Source organism: Vibrio salilacus (assembly GCF_002811245.1).
GTDB classification, from domain to species: Bacteria; Pseudomonadota; Gammaproteobacteria; order Enterobacterales; family Vibrionaceae; genus Vibrio; species Vibrio salilacus.
The window spans coordinates 43,463-62,345 of sequence record NZ_NIVQ01000019.1 but is presented as its reverse complement, the minus strand read 5'-3'; the positions used below and the strand labels follow the sequence as shown (position 1 = coordinate 62,345).

The following is an 18,883-nucleotide window of genomic DNA, read 5'->3' as shown; positions in this document are numbered from 1 at the left end:
ATGGTGCTCTCCCGAAAAAGGGAGTATATGATCACAGCTAAATGTGATCGTCAAACCGATCGTTATTTTGATTAAAAAATGTTCGCGATCTCACCCTGGGGCTACAGCCATAATTAATACTGAATGATAAATAGATAGTTTTTAGTTAGCTCTAAAGATAATGACAATTATAGTATTTAAGTGGGGGGCTAAATTAAGACTAAAGTTAAATGGGGAAAACAACAGTAAAATTGCCTAATTGCCTAATTGCCTAAGTTCGCTAGTGATAATGATGCTGTTTAAATAGTGATCAGACTGAGCCGTATCTATGTAACATTAATTTTATCTATATAAAACAACACGATAGATTCTTGCTGATAATAATAGTTAATAATAAAAAGCCTTAAAAACAAAGACTTAAATGAAATTGACATAGTTATAACATTTCATCCTATATGAGATCTTGTTCAACCTTATGCATTTTAACCAATAAAATATTTGAAGTGTAATAAAAAGGGTTTAGTTTAAATAATATAGAGACGATGTAAGTCTTAGACGATTATTAATAACGTGTTTTGGTGCTTTGTATGGAGCACTGTTCAATTTATATCAATGAATACATTAATTGCTGTAAGGAATGGAGTCTCTTGATGAAGAAAATCGCTTTGATCACTGGATCAAAAGGCGGAATTGGTTCTGCTATTTCAACGCAACTAGTCGAGGATGGATATCGCATTATTGCTACTTACTATACGGGTAATTATCAATGCGCACTTGACTGGTTCAACGCTAAGGGTTTTACCGAACAACAGGTGCGATTGTTTGAACTTGATGTAACGGATACCGAGCAGTGCGCTCAACGTTTAGCTGCATTGCTTGAAGAAGAAGGTACCGTGGATGTTGTGGTAAATAATGCAGGTATCACACGTGATTGTACATTTAAGAAGATGGATGCTTCTGCTTGGAAGGACGTTATCGAGACTAATCTGAACAGTGTTTTCAATGTCACTCAACCACTGTTTGCTGCGATGTGTGAAAAAGGTCATGGACGAGTGATTAATATCTCATCGGTTAACGGTCTCAAGGGGCAGTTTGGGCAAACAAATTACTCGGCGGCAAAGGCTGGCATGATCGGCTTTTCAAAAGCATTGGCTGCAGAAGGCGCTCGCAGTGGAGTTACCGTCAACGTTGTTGCTCCCGGTTACACCGCCACGCCAATGGTTGAAGAGATGAACGCCGAAGTTCTTGAATCAATTAAAGCGCAAATTCCGATGCGTCGTTTAGCGACACCTCATGAAATTGCTCAGTCCGTCTCTTTTTTAGTCAGTGAAGCCGGTGCCTATATTACAGGAGAAACACTCTCTGTAAACGGCGGCTTATACATGCATTAAAAGGAATAACAATGGAACGGATCTTTATTGTTGGGGCTAAGCGCACGCCTATCGGTTCTTTTGGTGGCTCATTAAAAGATATCTCTGCGGGTAACTTGGCTTCTATCGCCATTAAAGCCGCGCTATCGGAAAGTGGTGCATCGGTTGATTGCATTGATGAAGTCATCGTTGGCAATGTGATTAGTGCTGGACAGGGGATGGGGGTCGGACGACAAGCGGCGCTCTACGCTGGTATTCCACATCAAGTACCTGCGTACTCACTTAACATGGTATGCGGCAGCGGTATGAAAGCGGTGATGGATGCGGCTAGTCATATTAAAGCTGGAGATGCGCAAGTGGTCGTTGCTGCCGGTGTTGAGGTCATGTCACAAATTCCTTTTACTGTGCCAGCGAGTATTCGTGACGGAAACAAGATGGGCAATATGACCCTGACCGATCTGCTTATTAATGATGGGCTGACCGACGCTTACAACCAGTACCATATGGGCGTGACGGCTGAAAACGTAGCAAAACAGGTGGGTATTAGCCGAGAGCAACAAGATGAATACGCACTAGCGAGTCAGCTCAAAGCCGTCTCTGCCATTGAAGCTGGAAAGTTCAAGCAGGAAATTGTGTCGGTCGATGTTAAAAAGCGCCGTGAAACCGTAACTTTTGATACCGATGAATACCCAAAACCAGAGGCAACCATTAGTGGTTTATCTCGACTTCGTCCAGCGTTTGAACGCGATGGCACAGTTACTGCTGGCAACGCGTCTGGAATCAATGACGGTGCCAGTGCCATTGTGATTGCAAGTGAATCGGCACTGAATAAGTACAATCTCACTCCTCTTGCCGAGGTCGTCAGTTACGCTCAATCGGGTTTGGAGCCTGAAATTATGGGTTTAGGACCTGTCGAGGCAGTGACCAAGGCGTTGGCAAAAGCACAGCTCACCACTGACGATATCGATCTCTACGAGCTTAATGAGGCATTCGCTGCGCAAGCGCTGGGTGTGATACACAAACTTGCTGAGACGCATCAGGTGTCAGTTTCATCAATTCTAGATAAAGCAAACTTAAACGGTGGGGCAATTGCATTAGGACACCCCCTTGGTGCGTCGGGTAACCGAATTTTAGTCTCACTTGTACACGAACTAAATCGCGAAGCGCGTCAATATGGTGTGGCTTCGCTTTGTGTCGGTGGTGGTATGGGTACTGCTGTCGTAATTAAATCAATTAGTTAACTATTCATAAATGGACTTACTTTAGGAGTAACACGCATGTACACAGATTTTTTTAAAACATTTACTGATCAAACAGAACAAACTTTAGCGCCGTATGCGAAATTCAACAAACTCGTGACAAAAAATGTTGAAGTACTGACGGAGCTTCAGCTCAATGCTATTCGTACTTACAGTGAAATGGGTTTGACGCAAATGAAAGCGGCGAGTGAAGTGAGAGACGTGACGTCACTGACTGCGTTTAATAGCCAGCAGTTGAGCGTACTGACTAAGTTATCTCAACAGATGATGGACGATAGCAATAAGTTACAATCGATTGCCAAAGAGTTCAAAGATGATGTTGAGCAGATGACATCGGAAAACCTTAAGACAGTGACTCCTGCATAACACTGACTTGTTTTGCCGCCGAAAGGCGGCATTTTTCCGATCTTAGGAGTAGTATTATGTTACAGCACTTCTTTTCGGACTACCTTGTTAAGCTTCAAGAAACCAATCAAAAATGGTGGGATGATCTCGAGCTCAGCAGGGCAGCCGCAAACACCCCTCTCAACAAAGCAATGCAAGAAGTCAATTTTGAAGATAACGCCAAACTATTTGAAAATGCGGCGAATCAACCGGCTGCATTGTTAAAGTTACAAGCCGAATGGTGGCAACAACAGCTGCAAATTTGGCAAAATGTTGTATTAGCAGGCAACACAGAACAAGAGCTCATTTCGGCAGAAAAGGGCGATAAACGTTTTTCTCATCAAGAATGGAAAGACGACCTATTTTATAATTTTATTAAACAGTCCTATTTATTGTTTAGTAAAACTTACCTCGATACGATAGAGAGCATTGAAGGCTTAGATGAAAAAAGCAAAGAAAGGATCAGCTTTTTTTCACGTCAAGCCATTAACGCGCTATCGCCAAGTAACTATATAGCCACCAACCCTGAACTGCTTAAACTGACGTTAGAGCAAAATGGACAAAACTTACTGATCGGTCTTGAGCAACTTAAGCAAGACGTAGAGTCAAGTGCAGATATCCTTAAGATCCGTATGACGAATAACAATGCGTTCCGCATTGGTGAGGATGTGGCCAATACACCGGGTGATGTGGTTTACCGTAACGAGTTGTTCGAACTTATTCAATATCGTCCGCTGACGGAAACCGTCAATGCAACACCGCTGCTGATTGTTCCGCCATTTGTGAATAAATACTACATCCTTGATTTACGTGAAAAAAATTCGATGGTGCGCTGGCTTTTGCAACAAGGCCACTGTGTATTCATGATTTCTTGGCGTAATCCAGGTGAAGCGCAGCGTGAGGTAGAATTTGGTGACTATGTTACGGAAGGCGTTGCCAAAGCAGTTTCAGCCATTGAGGACATTACTGGTCAGGAGCAAGTTAACGCTGCAGGGTATTGTATTGGTGGCACCGTGTTGGCAAGTACTATTGCTTACTATGCGGCCAAGCGAATGAAAAAACGCATTAAGAGCGCTACGTTTTTTACCACTCTGCTCGATTTCTCTCAACCGGGAGAGGTGGGTGCTTATATCAACGACACCATCATCAATGCGATTGAACTGCAAAATAACGCCAAAGGCTATATGGATGGTCGTTCTTTAAGCGTCACCTTTAGTCTTCTGCGCGAAAACAGTTTGTATTGGAACTACTACGTTGACAACTACCTTAAAGGGCAAAGCCCAGTAGATTTTGACCTCTTGTACTGGAACAGCGACAGCACCAATGTGGCAGCAGCAACCCACAACTTTATGCTGCGTGAACTTTATCTCAATAACAAGTTGGTCCAAGACAAAGGCGTCAAAATTGGTGGTGTCTGGATTGATCTCAATAAGATCAAAGTTCCCAGTTATTTTGTCTCCACCAAAGAAGACCATATTGCGTTGTGGCAAGGGACTTACCGTGGTGCGCTTAATGTTGGTGGCAATAAAACTTTTGTTCTTGGTGAATCTGGCCATATTGCTGGAATCATAAACCATCCAGACAAAGGCAAATATGGTTACTGGGTTAATGACTCTTTAGACGATAACGCCGATGAATGGCTTGCTAATGCCGCGCACAATGAAGGTTCGTGGTGGACGCATTGGAACCAATGGTTACTTGGATTTAGTCCTGAAGAAAAAGTTGAACCCTGCAGTGTTGGCAGTGAGCAATTTCCGTCACTGGAAGCCGCGCCCGGTGGGTATGTTAAGCAAGTTCTGCCAATTAAAGTTTAATATAATTAAGTCTAGGTCGCGTCATTGAAAGCCTCTAGTTTTTTCTAGAGGCTTTTGTTTGTAATGAAGGACGGGATCTGGTTAATTATCTGAGCATGAAAAGATCAACTGTTTGGCACGGGTAGGGAAATAGAATGAAAACCATTGGTGTTATTGGTGGAATGAGCTGGGAATCGACCGCAACGTATTATCGTTATCTCAATGAGCAAATCAAACGACGTATGGGTGGATTACATTCAGCCAAAGCCATCATTAATAGCGTCGATTTTGCCGAAATCGAGCTGCTACAGCGGTGCGGCGTTTACCATGGAGCAAGATTTCTATAAACAAAGGCTGATCGATAAATACCCTATAGATGTTGTGGTGCCTAATCGTGCGCAGCGTTCGGTATTAGCTGATGGGTAAGTCTAAACTTGCGCCCCATTCAGTCCAAGAACCGTCATAAACCACTAAGTTCTGATAACCACAAATGTGAGCGGCAAGTAAGACAATACAGGCGGTAACGCCTGATCCACAGCTAAAAATAGTTTGTTGTGCTTGATTAGACAAGGTGCTCGATAAAACACGCTCAAGCTCTTGATTCGGTTTAAACTTGTGTCCATCGACCAATTCGGCAAATGGGAGGCAAACCGAATTTGGAATATGGCCACTACGAACGCCCACTCGCGGTTCTTTCACTTTACCGTCAAAGCGTGCACGACCACGAGCGTCCACCGTGAGACTGGCCTGATTGTCGATATTAGCTAATACATACTTGGCATCAACAAAGTAGTTAGGATCAAGCTTGCCTGAGAAGTTACCTGCTAGCTTATTCTCTACATAGGATTGGTTAAGTTCTAAGCCTTGCTTCTTCCACTCAGTCAAGCCACCATCAAGCACATAAACCTGTTTATGCCCCATGGCTTTTAGCATCCACCACGCTCGGGGGGACGCGAAAGTGCCGCTGTTATCGTAAACGACAATCAGCGAATCAGAATTTAATCCTAATTGGCGTGCAAGTTGATTGAAACGCGCTTCGCTGGGCATCATATGCGGTAATTGAGATTCGGGATCGCAAAAAACCGTGTCATAGTCGAACCGGCGCGCTCCTGGAATAAGGTTGACGCGGTCTTTTTCGACTTCTCCAGGGATCTGAAAATCGATACTGGCATCAAGTACAACCAATTGCGGGTTGTTGCTCTGCTGCATAAGCCACTGAGGGCTGACTAGAGGTGACATTATTATTCCTTTAATTATCTATCGAGCCTGATTACACTGTACAAGCTGGTAAGTGACAATGTCACTAAATAAGCTTTGCTTTTGTACGATATATACTTCAGAGCCATCAGGACAATCCGTTTTTGGGTCGACTTGCACAAGCATGAGTTGTTGTTTGGTTTTAATATTCAAAAACAGTCGATGCCCGTCTAAAGACTCAGTTAATGTTTGCGCCACAACGATGCCTTCGAAGTGTTCATTGTTCGGTGTTTTTATCCCTAGCAATAACGCAAGTAGCACACAAGCAAGGGCAGCGAGATAGTATTTTGGACTGTTCATCGTTTTACTCTCGCGGCTCCGTTAACTATGCACACACTGGGCAGGTTGGCATTTTCATTAAGTTCATTTCACGCCACGACATCGTTAGCGCGTCTAACATGAGGATTTTGCCTTTTTTCGCGTTACCATAATTAGCGATAACCTTGATGGCTTCCATTGCCTGAACTGCGCCAATAATTCCCACTACAGGTGACATGACGCCAGCTTCCACACAACTTAAAGCGTTGTTACCAAAAAGGGCGCTTAAGCATTGATAACAAGGTTCAGTTGGGTCTTGATAAGTGAAGACGCTCACTTGGCCTTCCATACGAATGGCGGCGCCAGAGACCAGCGGAATTTTATGGGCAAAGCAGATCTTGTTGAGCTGATTGCGTGTCTCGACATTATCCGATGCATCAACGACTAAGCTATGAGCTTGGATTAAAGTGCTAAGTTCATCATCATTCAAACGGCGATCTATGGTTTCTAGCTTAAGGTAAGGATTGAGTTGCTTGAGTGAATGTGCCGCTGACAAGACTTTTTTTGTGCCTATATCAGCGTCATGATGCAAAACTTGGCGTTGTAAGTTCGATAATTCCACAACGTCATCATCAATTAAAGTCAGCTTACCAATACCGGCAGCAGCTAAGTATTGACTTGACGCGCAGCCTAAGCCTCCAGCGCCAAGGATCAAGATTGAGCTCTGCTTTAGCGCTTCCTGGCCGTCAAAATCAAACTGTTTAAGGATGATTTGGCGGTTGTAGCGCAGCATCTCTGGATCAGAAAGAATTTCCACAAACACCTCTAGTAGAGCGTTGCATTGAAAAGTTGAATATTGACGGTTTCGCCCACTTCAACTCGTCCACGCTCGCGTTCTAGTACCACAAAGCAATTGGCAAGACTCATTGAACGAAACGCGCCCGAGCTTTGATTTCCCGTTGTCTCAACAACAAACTGGCCATTTTCAACCGAATAGATGCCACGCTGATAATCGGTGCGACCAGGTGCCTTTTTAAACGCGCTGCGAGTAATCGCAGGGATAGACTGTGGTGCTTTCCACTCGCTGTGTCCGCCAAGTTTAGCCAGTAAAGGTTGAACCAATACGTACATTGTCAGTACCGCCGAAACTGGGTTGCCGGGAAGGCCGCAGAACCAAGCGGTTGACAGTTTACCAAACGCAAATGGCTTACCAGGTTTGATAGCCAGCTTCCAAAATCCAATTTGGCCCAGTTGCTCAAGGATGTCTTTAGTGTAATCGGCTTCACCAACACTTACGCCACCAGAGGTCACCACCACGTCTGCAAGGGTTTGCGCTTTTTCAAACGTCGCTTCGAGCGTTTTAGGGCAATCGGGGATAATGCCGAGATCGATCGCTTCACACCCAAAATTTTCAATCAATGACTTAATGCCGTAACGATTACTATCGTATATCTGGCCTTCAATTAAGGGCTCACCGAGCGGCTTGAGTTCGTCACCAGTTGAGAAAAAAGCCACCCGAGGTTTACGCACGACAGTGACATGGCTAATGCCTAAAGTCGCGATCATTGGAATATCACGTGCGGTCAAACGAGCGCCTTTCAGCAATACGACATCGCCTTGTTTAATATCATCACCGGTAGGGCGGATATTGTTGTTTGGCTTTACGTCGATTTGGTTGAATTGAACACCAGCGTCGGTGACCTCGGTATTTTCTTGCATGATGACCGCATCACAACCGAGTGGAATTTTGGCTCCGGTCATAATTCGCACGCAACTCCCTTGTGGCCAATCGCCTTCAAAAGGTTGCCCTGCGAATGACTTACCCGCGACAGGCATGACTTGCTGATTGGCTAAATCGGCAATACGAATCGCATAGCCATCCATCGCTGAATTATCGAATGGCGGCACAAAAATTGGCGACTGAATCTCTTCGGCGATAACATAACCAATGGCATCGGCAATCGGCAGTTGTAAAGTAGTTTGGATAGGTGTGATTGGCGACAACATCTTTTCCATCGCTTCTTCAATTGGCATCAAGCCTGGTGCGTCACAGCAGCCCATATTTGAATCCTAATTTTGTTCTTTTTTATTGTTGTTAGCCACTTTACCACAATATCAAATCGGCAATAATGACCCCTGTAAAATATGGGTGTAATTATTCAAAAATCCGAGTATCCTTGTCAGCCATCCTAAAGGGGTAATTAAGAGGAAGTGGAATGTCAGGTCTTAGCGAATCCGCAATATTGGTCAAAGATGCGCTAGAAAGCCGTGGATTAGAGACGCCAATGGCGGCTAATCAATTCAGCCGAGAAGAGAAAAAAGAAAAAATTCAGCATCATATGCGTGAAATTCTTTCTTTACTAGAGCTTGACCTAACGGACGATAGCCTTGAAGAAACACCGCAACGTATAGCAAAAATGTACGTTGATGAGATCTTCTCTGGGCTAGACTACGCCAACTTTCCAAAAATCACGGTAATCGAAAACAAGATGAACGTCAGTGAAATGGTTCGTGTAAAAGACATCACGGTAACCAGCACTTGTGAACATCACCTTGTTACTATCGATGGCCGCGCCGCAGTGGCTTATATTCCGCGTGGCAAGATCATCGGTTTGTCGAAGATCAATCGTATTGTTCGTTTCTTCGCTCAGCGCCCTCAGGTGCAAGAACGCATGACACAGCAGATTTTGGTCGCACTACAAACCTTGCTTGAGTCTGACGATGTTGCTGTCACGATTGATGCGACCCATTATTGTGTCAAGTCACGTGGTGTCATGGATGCCACCAGTGAAACGACGACAACTGCTTTAGGTGGTATTTTTAAATCAAATTCCGCGACCCGTCATGAGTTCCTACACGGAATTCGCTAGGGAAACTGCTGCGATTTAACCAATTCAAACCGCTTCATTTTTGAGGCGGTTTTACTTTTTCTGCCAGGACAAGCTTTCTGGCGAGTCCTTAAAGGATACGACAGTGACAACCTCATTTAAAACACTTGGCCTACGACCTGAGATGTTAGAAACGCTCAACAGTTTAGGCTATACAGAAATGACTCCGATTCAACAGCAAGCTTTACCTATGGTACTGCAAGGTAAAGATGTGATTGGCCAAGGTAAAACGGGTTCAGGTAAAACCGCTGCGTTTTCTCTGGGTCTATTGAGCAACTTAAACGTTCAGCGTTTTCGTGTTCAAACCCTAGTACTCTGCCCAACACGTGAACTGGCTGATCAAGTGGCGAAAGAGATCCGAACCTTAGCTCGCGCCATCCACAATATTAAAGTTTTGACGTTATGTGGCGGTATGCCAATGGGGCCGCAAATCGGTTCGCTTGAACACGGCGCGCATATTTTGGTCGGTACACCGGGTCGAATTCTCGATCATATGTCAAAAGGGCGCATCAATCTTGATGAACTAAATACATTGGTGCTTGATGAAGCCGACCGCATGCTTGATATGGGCTTTGAAGACGCGATCGATACCATTATTGCCGCTGCGCCGAGTAAACGTCAGACCTTATTGTTCAGTGCCACGTTCCCGGACGATATTGAGTCACTAGCGCAGAAAGTCATGGTTGATCCGCAAATGATCAAGGTTGAATCAACCCATCAGACCACGACGATTGAACAACGCTTCTTTGAGGTGAAGTCAACAGAATCACGTGATGATGCGTTAGAAGCGTTATTGTTAACGCATAAACCTGAATCTTCTGTGGTTTTTTGTAACACCAAAAAAGAGGTACAGAATGTCACCGATGAGCTTCTTCACCGCGGATTTAGCGTAGTTGAATTGCATGGTGACATGGAACAGCGTGAGCGTGAACAAGCATTGACGATGTTTGCTAACAAAAGTATTTCGATTTTGGTGGCGACTGATGTTGCCGCGCGTGGTCTAGACGTTGATAACCTTGATGCGGTGTTTAACTTTGAATTGTCACGCGACCCAGAAGTGCATGTCCATCGAATTGGTCGTACTGGTCGTGCAGGTTCAAAGGGGATGGCCTTTAGCTTGTACAATGAAAAAGAAGCGTACCGAGTTGCTCGTATTGATGAGTATATGGATATCGCGATTTCGCCATCTCAACTACCAGAAAAACCACTAGAACGTCCTTTCTATCCTAAAATGCAGACGATCCAAATTTTGGGTGGCAAGAAGCAAAAAGTCCGTGCTGGCGATATTTTGGGTGCGTTGACCAAACAAGCTGGGCTAGATGGCAAAAAGATAGGCAAAATCAATATCCTTTCAATGGTTTCTTATGTTGCCGTTGAACATGACATCGTCAAGCCTGCGCTTAACCAACTGCAAACGGGTAAAATGAAAGGTCGCAGCTTTAAAGCGCGCGTAATGAAATAATTAATACGCTGACTTTCAACCAGTAAAGAGCCAACTTATGTGAGTTGGCTTTTTTATTTGTCCAAGATTTTTAACTACCTAAGACAGGATTAGCTGTCAAAGAGATAGAGATAGTCTTGGTAGCCTTGCTCGGCCATCTTTTCTTTGGGTATAAAACGCATCGCCGCGGAGTTCATGCAGTAGCGTAAACCGGTTGGAGCAGGGCCATCTTTAAACACATGACCTAGATGAGAGTCGGCGAAACGGCTTCTCACCTCTGTTCTTTGGTAAAGCAGGTGATTATCGGTTTTTTTGACAATGTAACCTGAGTGAATCGGCTTGGTAAAACTGGGCCACCCAGTGCCGGATTTGTATTTATCCGTAGATGAGAACAAAGGTTCACCAGACACGATATCAACGTAGATGCCCGCTTGTTTGTTGTCCCAGTATTCGTTACTGAACGCACGCTCAGTTCCTTCTTCCTGAGTGACATAGTATTGCAATTCAGACAAGTTTGCTTTAATCACCTCATCAGAAGGTTTGCCGTATGGTTTGATATCGCGAACTTGTTTTTGTTCATCGATCATCTGGCGCAGAGTCACGGGGTTGTCTTGGCGATCATCACCGAAGATGTTGTCTAAATACTGATCGCGACCAGAGGCATAACGGTAGTAGTTATAGCGAACCTTATTTCGTTTGTAATAGTCTTGATGATAGTCTTCTGCGGGCCAAAATTTTTCAAACTCAATCAGTTCGGTTTTAAGTGGCTTTTTGTATATGCCCAGTTGATCTATTTCGGCGATAAATTGCTGCGCGATGTGCTTTTGTTGCTCATTGTGGTAGAAAATGGCTGGGCGGTATTGCGGGCCACGATCGACGAATGAGCCTTTGTCATCGGTTGGGTCGATGTGACGAAAGAACTGATCGAGAATTTGTTCGTAGCTGACAACACTGCTATCGTATTTAACTTCAACCACTTCAATATGGCCTGACTTACCGGATGAAACTTGCTTATAGGTCGGGTATTCTAGGTCGCCGCCTGAATAACCAGAAACCACATCAACCACACCATCAAATTTCTCTAGATCGGATTCCGTGCACCAGAAACATCCTCCGGCTAAGGTGGCAATCTCAATCTCTTTTCCTGCGTGGCTCTTCGACAGATGATTGTCTGCTATACCAAAAAATGACGCCGTTGTGGCAATAAGTGCCAGTGATAACAGCGCCGATTTAAACTTTACTTTCATATCAACCTCATCGATTGTTTTCGTTATCGATTAAATAGAACGGTTAAGTGGAAAAAAAATTACACCGCTTGTTAGAATTTTATTGAGGTTGTATCAATAAAGATCAAAAAAAAGCGCTCGAAAGCGCTTTTAATCTATTTCAAATTGCGTTGTCAGCCCAGAGCAGGGAGAAAGCCCGCGGTGATGAGTAGCTGTGCGCCGACAATGAATACACCGACACCACTGGTGACGCCCAGAGCTAGGTTACCGCCTGCTACCTGATAATGACTCAGCTTTGATTGAGCACGTGCTTTGCGCACCATCATGATGGGTAAGAAAATAGCGAGAACCACTAAAGCGATAGCGGCGTAGCCTAACGCGGTGATAAAACCTTGAGGGTAAAACAGCGCAAAGCCCATCGGAGGCAGAAATGTAACTAAGCCGACCGCAAGACGAGAACTGCTGACACCGCGTTGCTTCATCGTGTCTCCAAGAAACTCAAACAGCCCCAGGCTAACCCCAAGGAACGAAGTGAGCAAGGCTAGGTCGGCAAAGATACCAATAGTTTGCCCTAGGTTTGATTGATGAACCGTTGTTGCCAAGGTGGAAATGAGTGCGCTTAGTCCTTGATTTTCGATCAAGGTTGCTTGATTGACCACCCCCAAGGTTACTAACTGCCAAAAGACATAGATGATAAGTGGAATGGCAGAACCAATGACAATGGCCTTACGTAAAGATGGAGTATGACCATCGAGGTAATTGACAATGGCCGGAATACTGCCATGAAAACCAAATGAGGTAAAAATGACAGGGATAGCGGCAATCACAAGGCCTTGTTCAATAGGCATACTCATCAAGTAAGATTCAGTGACATTTGGCGCGAGAAAAGTCAGCACCACTGCCATCATCAATACTTTAATGGTGAACAACACACGATTGACTTTATCAACAGTCGCCGTACCAATAATGACGATACCTGCGACCAGAAAAGTAAACAACAGAATCGCATTTGAGCCAGAGATTTCGACCCCAGTAAAATTTGCAATGCGTTCGGCGAATTGAGCGCCACCGCCGGCAATGTAAGCAGCACACAAAGCATAAAATAAGAACATCATCGCGAAGCTCGCAAGCCATTTGCCTTTTTTGCCCAGAAACTGCTTGGCTAATGTGTGCAGTGTCGCGCTCTTATCGGCATGCTGATGAACTTCTATCATTAAAAGCGCGGTATAAGCCATCAAAGCCCATAAAGTGATCATAATGATAAGAGAGGTTGTAAATCCGATTCCCGCAGACGCGAGAGGTAGGGCGAGCATGCCAGCACCAATTGTGGTGCCTGCAATGATCAAAGTACTACCGAATACCTTTGAATTTTCCATTGTAATTATTTCTTTACACTTTGAGGTTGAGTTTAGACTTTTTGGCTATTAGCTACTCATATTGTGGTGAGTAAGCCTGCTTTACTGGCCATTGTGTAAAACATTGACGATGACATCAAGCAAAATGTACAAATATTTTACCGAAACCGTATTTTTATTTTTACACTCGTTAAAGCATTGGTAAAAGACAACGTTTGCGTGAGACTTGCCTCAAAGCGCGTGCAGAATTTTCTTTGCCCTTTCAAAAAACTGTCATATAAGTGGTTTAAAAAGGGAGCGTAGACCCGCATATCTCAAGTGTCAGACAAACATTAGGGTCTAACAATATTGTTTTACTAAGGAGGTCAGAATGAGTGACCAAATAAAAAGCGAAGAGTGCCTAGAGCTACTAGATGCCATGGAAATTGGCTTGGAACTGTCAGAGTATGAGCAGTCAATCGAAGAGCTCGCTGAAGTTATCTTTAAATAACGACACGTTATCTCAGTCGCTATTTCGCGTAGCAACCAGAATAAGCCAGTGCCGACGCGCTGGCTTTGAGCTTTCAGTGGGGTAAATAATCTAGCTGGCTTTTTGACGTAAACTTTCTTGCTCATTTACACATTGTTTATCATTGCTAATCCAGTCTGTTGGGCAATTTACTGGGCGACTTTGTCAAAGGTAACCCCGAGGTACTAACTGCCAGTCGAAGATTCTGATAGAATCGTCCGCCTTGCAATTATAGGTAAACCGCATGTCGACAGAATTCGCCGCGTTAGGGCTATGCACACCATTATTATCAACGATTGAATCTTTAGGTTTTAAACAGCCAACAGAGGTTCAAAAACAGGCGGTTCCGCCTCTGCTGGAAGGTAAAGACGTCTTAGCTGGCGCGCAAACTGGTACGGGTAAAACCGCCGCGTTTGGACTGCCGATTCTGCAACATTTGCTTCAGTCACCAAGTAAACGCAATCCGCAAAGCAATGATGTGACCGCTTTGGTGTTGGTACCAACTCGAGAACTCGCGCAGCAAGTCTTCGACAATATCAGTCAGTATGCCCAACAGACTGAGGTTAAAGTCGTCACGGCTTATGGCGGGACTAGTATGAATGTGCAAGTCCGCAATTTACATCAAGGTTGCGATATATTAATCGCCACGCCTGGCCGCTTGCTCGATCACCTGTTTTGCAAGAATATCCGTTTGGCTAAGACGCAGTATCTGGTGTTGGATGAAGCAGACCGAATGCTCGACATGGGCTTTATGCCTGATATTCAACGCATCCTTAAGCAGTGTAATCCCCAACGTCAGACAATGTTTTTTTCAGCAACCTTTGATAAACGCATCAAAGCTATTGCTTACAAGATGCTCAACGAGCCGGTTGAAGTGCAAGTAACGCCTTCGAATAGTACCGCAGATACCGTCGAGCAGATCGTTTACCCGGTGGACAAAAAGCGCAAAGCAGAATTGCTCGCGTATCTGATTGGATCTCGTAATTGGCAACAAGTGTTGGTGTTTACCAAAACGAAGCAGGGCAGTGATGCCTTAGCGAAAGAACTCAAACTAGATGGAATAAAAGCGGCATCGATTAATGGCGATAAAAGCCAAGGAGCGAGACAAAAGGCGCTGGATGATTTTAAAGCCGGTCGTATACGTGCTTTAATTGCGACGGATGTAGCTGCTCGTGGCTTGGATATTCAACAATTGGAGCAAGTGGTCAACTTTGATATGCCTTATAAAGCGGAAGATTATGTTCACCGTATTGGGCGGACAGGTCGTGCTGGCCAGCAAGGCTTCGCAGCATCATTAATGAGTCGTGACGAAGAGTATTTACTTGAAGCTATCGAGCGCTTGCTTGATACCAAATTGCCACAAGAATGGTTGCAAGGGTTTGAACCAAGTTTGATTGAAGAAATCGAGCCAGACAAAAGCCCGCGGAGCCGTGGACGTAATGCTGATAAACGTAAAATAAAAGCAAAATTGAAGATCCATGCCAATCGCGGTAAAAAGAACTAATCAAGTGAAATCGGCTTATATTGATGACGAGTATGAGCTGCTTTCACCTCGAGAAAGGAATGATCAGTGAAACTCACGTTAATCAATCTAAACGATGCACAAGCACTGTTAGAGTTTGAGATAACCAATAAACAGTGGTTTGAACAGTTTATCCCACCGCGTGAACAACACTTTTATTCTTTAGTTGGCATCAAGCAACACATCCGTGAATTCTTGCTTGATTTCAAATGCAACGAAATGATCCCATTGTTAATTAAAAGCGATAATAATAGGATCATCGGTCGTGTCAACATCACCAATATTGATGGCAACAAACGTCATGCTCATTTGGGCTATCGGGTCGGAAAAAGCGAGATCAAGCAAGGTGTCGCAAAATGGGCGGTTGCCGAAGTCATAGACATGCTAAAAAAGCAGAGAATTGAACAACTGTATGCGTATACAGAGCTAAGCAATATAGCCTCGCAAAAGGTATTGACTACAAACCAATTTAATCGAGTACGGATTGTTGCAAATTTCGCTAAGTTGCATGGAAAACCTATTGATTGTATTGAATATAGGCGGTCCATTTGATAGGTTTTAAATCACCGAAGTGTTCAGAACTATCCTAATCTCTAACATCATACTTACGTTTCCCTTAGTTACAAACATTTATACCAACAGTTTTTATTGTTATGAATGGTCTTCTTGACTTGATGGTGTCATGAACTATTACTTATTCATGGTATGAAAGAATGAATTACACGTCTTTGGGAGGCGATGATGCGAAATATAGTGGTAATTATTTGTGCTCTGGCGTTGAGTATGCCAGTAGTGGCTAAAACTGAAATTATGATTCATGGTGATGATTCTTACCCCCCATATTCCTATATGGAAAGCGGTCGACTAACGGGCATTTATACAGTGATCTTAGAGAAGGTTTTTGCTCAGATGCCTGATTATAACGTCACCTTAAAAGGAACGCCATGGAAAAGAGGCTTGTCTGAAATTGAGTCGGGCAAGCTGTTTGCTCTTTACCCTCCGTATAAGCGCCCTGAACTGCGACCATACATGGAGTATGACGTGCCTATTCTGGATGAAAAACTAGTGGTTGTTTGTCAAAAATCGGTAGTCAGTAGCCCAAGGCCGAATTGGCCAGCAGATTATATGGGGTTAATCATTGGCAACAACTCAGGTTTTTCAGCGGGTGGTGATGAGTTTAGGTCTGCAGTGGCATCAGGGAAAATTAAACTCAGTGAAACCAAAGGGACCCCTAAAAATCTGCTAAAACTGATTGCGGGCCGAGTGGATTGCTACATGAATGATGCTCTATCAATTCAATGGGAGTTGAAAAAGCTTAAAAATGAAGGCAAGTACGATGGCACAAGTGTTGTAGAAGCGGCGACGATTAGTTCTGAACAAGGTTTTCTGGGGATTGTGACCGATGGGACTAACTACCCTTTTAAAGCTGATTTTAAGACTAAATATCATAAAGTATTAGGCGAAATGAAGGCAAGTGGTGAGCTGGATCAAATAATCAATGATTTCATCCAGTAGTTATTAGGTTTATCACAGAAACGGAAGCGAAGGCTTCCGTTTCGGTTTGAGTAGAAACTAGGAATACTGGGCGACTAACATTTCCCAGCTTCGTCGTTGCGCGACAAGGTCTTGTTTCATTTGCTGATAACGTATTTTAAGTAAAGAGCATTCATATTTTTTTGCTAACACGTCTTTCTTTGCTTCCAAAACTTGTTTTTTAACGTCGTAGTAATCAACCATTTTAGTGACAAGATCCTCAAACTCTTGGTTTAGTGTCTCGTTAATTAATCGTGCATTTGGCAATTTTCGAATGTTGTTTGATGCTGTTAAAAGCGATTGTTTAGCGCGTGCTTTTTCGGCCTTGAGCTTAGGTGTGACCCGTAACTTAGACGCGAGACCGAGCCATGAGCACGACTTGATTAACCACTTCGTTGGATCGTATTGCCACCAATAAATACCATTTCGGTAGTCATTTTCGAAGATATGGTGGTAGTTATGGTAGCCTTCACCAAAGGTAAATACGGCTAGTATAGCGTTATCACGTGCAGTATTTTTGTCTGTATAGGGTTGGCTTCCCCAGATATGAGCTAGTGAATTAATAAAGAAGGTTGAGTGATGGCTAACAACCAATCGAAGTACGCCAACAATCAGTAACATTCCCCATATATCCTCATACAACACACCAAGCAATAATGGAATACCGACGTTTGTCGCTATCGCAAGTGGAACATAATACTTGTGTTGCCACATAACAATGTTGTCTTTTTGTAGATCGCGACAATTGCTGTAGTCACAGTAAGTGTTGGCACTGTATTCACGTAACATCCAACCAATATGAGAGAACCAAAAGCCGCGTTTGGCGGAATAAGGATCTTTATCATTATGATCGACGTGTTTGTGGTGAATTCTATGGTCAGAGCTCCAGTGCAGCGCACTGTTCTGAAGGGCAAAAGCGCCCCCTAAAGCAAATAGCCAACGGAGTGACCAATGAGCTTGGTAGGTTTTATGTGACCATAAGCGGTGGTAACCAGCAGTAATGGATAGATGACAAAATGAAAATGCCACCACAAACCAGGCAAGATGCTCAATCGAGTAACCATGCGAGAGGCCATACCAAGGCACAGCGAGTGTCGCGACCAAAAAAGACGATAAAAAAAGTATTATATTTAACCAAATCAGAGGTGGTTTAGGTGAGTCCGACATAGTGCACTCCTTTCAGCTAACAGTTGTTCGCTAGAATATCAGCGTACATGTGTAAGTCAAACGAAATTCTAATCCTTGTTAGCTCGTTCACTACTCGTTGCTTTGTATTTTGTAACCAAACGTATCGAATGCAAATAAATGCTTACTAATATGCATAATAATTCGAGCTAATTGGTGGATTACTCTAGAATGTTTGGCTTTTTGTTAAATGTTTTATAGTATTAAGGGATGTAAGAACCCTTACAGGAAGTAATAAGGTACTATAAATGGAATTAAAGTTAGCTGAATATAACGATTATGAACGCATTGCTACTTTGCATGCGCAGAGCTGGAAATTGTTTTATCAAGGGATTCTGGGCTCAGAGTTTCTAAAACATGACGTGTTAGAAGAGCGTTCTACTATTTGGCAAACCCGTCTTATTAATCCTCCGTTTAATCAACATGTCTTGCTTATTGAAGAAGGAGGCCTGCTCTGCGGCTTTATCTGTGCCTTCGGTAATCATGATTTCGAGAAAGGCACCATGATCGATGCGTTACATGTTGATCCTGCATTTCGCGGAAAAGGCGTCGGCGTTAGGCTATTAGCAGAAATGGCGAAATGGATAGATCAGTACTTTCCCCATAGTGGTGTCTATTTGGAAGTCATGAAAGAGAACACGCAAGCTGTGGATTTTTATCAACATTTAGGTGGTGAGTGTCATCTAGAACGATTATGGAATGCGCCTTGCGGTCATCAAGTCCCAGAGCTGATTTACGCATGGCACTCAGGTAACCATCTATTGAAATGTGTTGAACCACACACAAAGCTAGACGTTGTAACGGTCTGATACAAATAATACGCCGTTCCTGAAAATCCATAACATAACCTGATAAACGGTTGGTTAGCTTGAGACTGAGCCTGATAATAGTTTTCTAGCGCTCTATTTATGAAAAACTTATTGAT

Annotated in this window: 17 protein-coding genes and 2 pseudogenes; 12 read left to right on the top strand and 7 right to left on the bottom strand. The window is 43.7% G+C overall.

The annotated features are described in order from the left end of the window. Nucleotides 1-629: 629 nt before the first annotated feature. From CDZ87_RS13020 to CDZ87_RS13000, 5 genes and pseudogenes are all read left to right on the top strand, one after another. Nucleotides 630-1,370, top strand: a complete 741-nt coding sequence (locus CDZ87_RS13020; RefSeq protein ID WP_038176473.1) for an SDR family oxidoreductase — start codon at nucleotides 630-632, stop codon at nucleotides 1,368-1,370. Nucleotides 1,371-1,381: 11 nt separating this feature from the next. After that, entirely contained in the window at nucleotides 1,382-2,590 is a 1,209-nt protein-coding gene (locus tag CDZ87_RS13015) for an acetyl-CoA C-acetyltransferase (protein ID WP_100753930.1), read from the top strand. Between the two features lie 36 nt (nucleotides 2,591-2,626). Beyond that, nucleotides 2,627-2,974: a phasin family protein gene (locus tag CDZ87_RS13010; protein ID WP_100753929.1), complete on the top strand. Its 348-nt coding sequence runs from the start codon at nucleotides 2,627-2,629 to the stop codon at nucleotides 2,972-2,974. A 56-nt stretch (nucleotides 2,975-3,030) separates the two neighbouring features. Next, entirely contained in the window at nucleotides 3,031-4,806 is a 1,776-nt protein-coding gene (gene phaC, locus CDZ87_RS13005; protein WP_100753928.1) for a class I poly(R)-hydroxyalkanoic acid synthase, read from the top strand. Nucleotides 4,807-4,940: 134 nt separating this feature from the next. Beyond that, nucleotides 4,941-5,205: pseudogene (locus CDZ87_RS13000) on the top strand (aspartate/glutamate racemase family protein); the annotation flags it as partial. Here the strand turns inward: CDZ87_RS13000 and CDZ87_RS12995 are convergent. Genes CDZ87_RS12995 through moeA form a run of 4 tightly spaced genes read right to left on the bottom strand, consistent with a single transcriptional unit; the run spans nucleotide 5,197 to nucleotide 8,361 of the window. Further along, entirely contained in the window at nucleotides 5,197-6,027 is an 831-nt protein-coding gene (locus CDZ87_RS12995) for a sulfurtransferase (protein ID WP_172953585.1), read from the bottom strand. The pseudogene CDZ87_RS13000 and the gene CDZ87_RS12995 sit on opposite strands and share 9 nt — an antisense overlap. A gap of 15 nt (nucleotides 6,028-6,042) precedes the next feature. After that, on the bottom strand, nucleotides 6,043-6,342 hold the full coding sequence (locus tag CDZ87_RS12990) for a hypothetical protein (protein ID WP_100753926.1): 300 nt from the start codon (nucleotides 6,340-6,342) through the stop codon (nucleotides 6,043-6,045). Between the two features lie 25 nt (nucleotides 6,343-6,367). Beyond that, nucleotides 6,368-7,117, bottom strand: coding sequence for a molybdopterin-synthase adenylyltransferase MoeB (gene moeB / locus CDZ87_RS12985; RefSeq protein WP_100753925.1), 750 nt, complete (start codon nucleotides 7,115-7,117; stop codon nucleotides 6,368-6,370). 8 nt (nucleotides 7,118-7,125) lie between these two features. After that, nucleotides 7,126-8,361: a molybdopterin molybdotransferase MoeA gene (gene moeA / locus CDZ87_RS12980; RefSeq protein WP_100753924.1), complete on the bottom strand. Its 1,236-nt coding sequence runs from the start codon at nucleotides 8,359-8,361 to the stop codon at nucleotides 7,126-7,128. Between the two features lie 155 nt (nucleotides 8,362-8,516). On the opposite strand from moeA, the gene folE reads away from it, so the two are divergent. Both folE and dbpA read left to right on the top strand, forming a co-directional pair. Then, nucleotides 8,517-9,170: a GTP cyclohydrolase I FolE gene (gene folE, locus CDZ87_RS12975; RefSeq protein ID WP_038176488.1), complete on the top strand. Its 654-nt coding sequence runs from the start codon at nucleotides 8,517-8,519 to the stop codon at nucleotides 9,168-9,170. 103 nt (nucleotides 9,171-9,273) lie between these two features. After that, nucleotides 9,274-10,650, top strand: a complete 1,377-nt coding sequence (gene dbpA / locus CDZ87_RS12970; RefSeq protein WP_100753923.1) for an ATP-dependent RNA helicase DbpA — start codon at nucleotides 9,274-9,276, stop codon at nucleotides 10,648-10,650. A gap of 89 nt (nucleotides 10,651-10,739) precedes the next feature. Here the strand turns inward: dbpA and msrB are convergent, their stop codons facing one another. Then, on the bottom strand, nucleotides 10,740-11,876 hold the full coding sequence (gene msrB / locus CDZ87_RS12965; protein ID WP_100753922.1) for a peptide-methionine (R)-S-oxide reductase MsrB: 1,137 nt from the start codon (nucleotides 11,874-11,876) through the stop codon (nucleotides 10,740-10,742). 152 nt (nucleotides 11,877-12,028) lie between these two features. Then, nucleotides 12,029-13,231, bottom strand: a complete 1,203-nt coding sequence (locus tag CDZ87_RS12960; protein ID WP_100753921.1) for an aromatic amino acid transport family protein — start codon at nucleotides 13,229-13,231, stop codon at nucleotides 12,029-12,031. Nucleotides 13,232-13,831: 600 nt separating this feature from the next. On the opposite strand from CDZ87_RS12960, the pseudogene CDZ87_RS17490 reads away from it, so the two are divergent. From CDZ87_RS17490 to CDZ87_RS12940, 4 genes and pseudogenes are all read left to right on the top strand, one after another. Then, nucleotides 13,832-13,900: pseudogene (locus tag CDZ87_RS17490) on the top strand (acyl carrier protein phosphodiesterase); the annotation flags it as partial. Between the two features lie 62 nt (nucleotides 13,901-13,962). Further along, complete coding sequence (locus CDZ87_RS12950) at nucleotides 13,963-15,222, top strand: DEAD/DEAH box helicase (protein WP_100753920.1); 1,260 nt, start codon at nucleotides 13,963-13,965, stop codon at nucleotides 15,220-15,222. A gap of 66 nt (nucleotides 15,223-15,288) precedes the next feature. Continuing rightward, entirely contained in the window at nucleotides 15,289-15,792 is a 504-nt protein-coding gene (locus CDZ87_RS12945) for a GNAT family N-acetyltransferase (protein WP_100753919.1), read from the top strand. A gap of 189 nt (nucleotides 15,793-15,981) precedes the next feature. Continuing rightward, nucleotides 15,982-16,755, top strand: coding sequence for a substrate-binding periplasmic protein (locus CDZ87_RS12940; RefSeq protein ID WP_100753918.1), 774 nt, complete (start codon nucleotides 15,982-15,984; stop codon nucleotides 16,753-16,755). 57 nt (nucleotides 16,756-16,812) lie between these two features. Here the strand turns inward: CDZ87_RS12940 and CDZ87_RS12935 are convergent, their stop codons facing one another. Next, entirely contained in the window at nucleotides 16,813-17,940 is a 1,128-nt protein-coding gene (locus tag CDZ87_RS12935; RefSeq protein WP_100753917.1) for an acyl-CoA desaturase, read from the bottom strand. Between the two features lie 266 nt (nucleotides 17,941-18,206). On the opposite strand from CDZ87_RS12935, the gene CDZ87_RS12930 reads away from it, so the two are divergent. Then, entirely contained in the window at nucleotides 18,207-18,767 is a 561-nt protein-coding gene (locus tag CDZ87_RS12930; RefSeq protein ID WP_100753916.1) for a GNAT family N-acetyltransferase, read from the top strand. Nucleotides 18,768-18,883 lie beyond the last annotated feature (116 nt).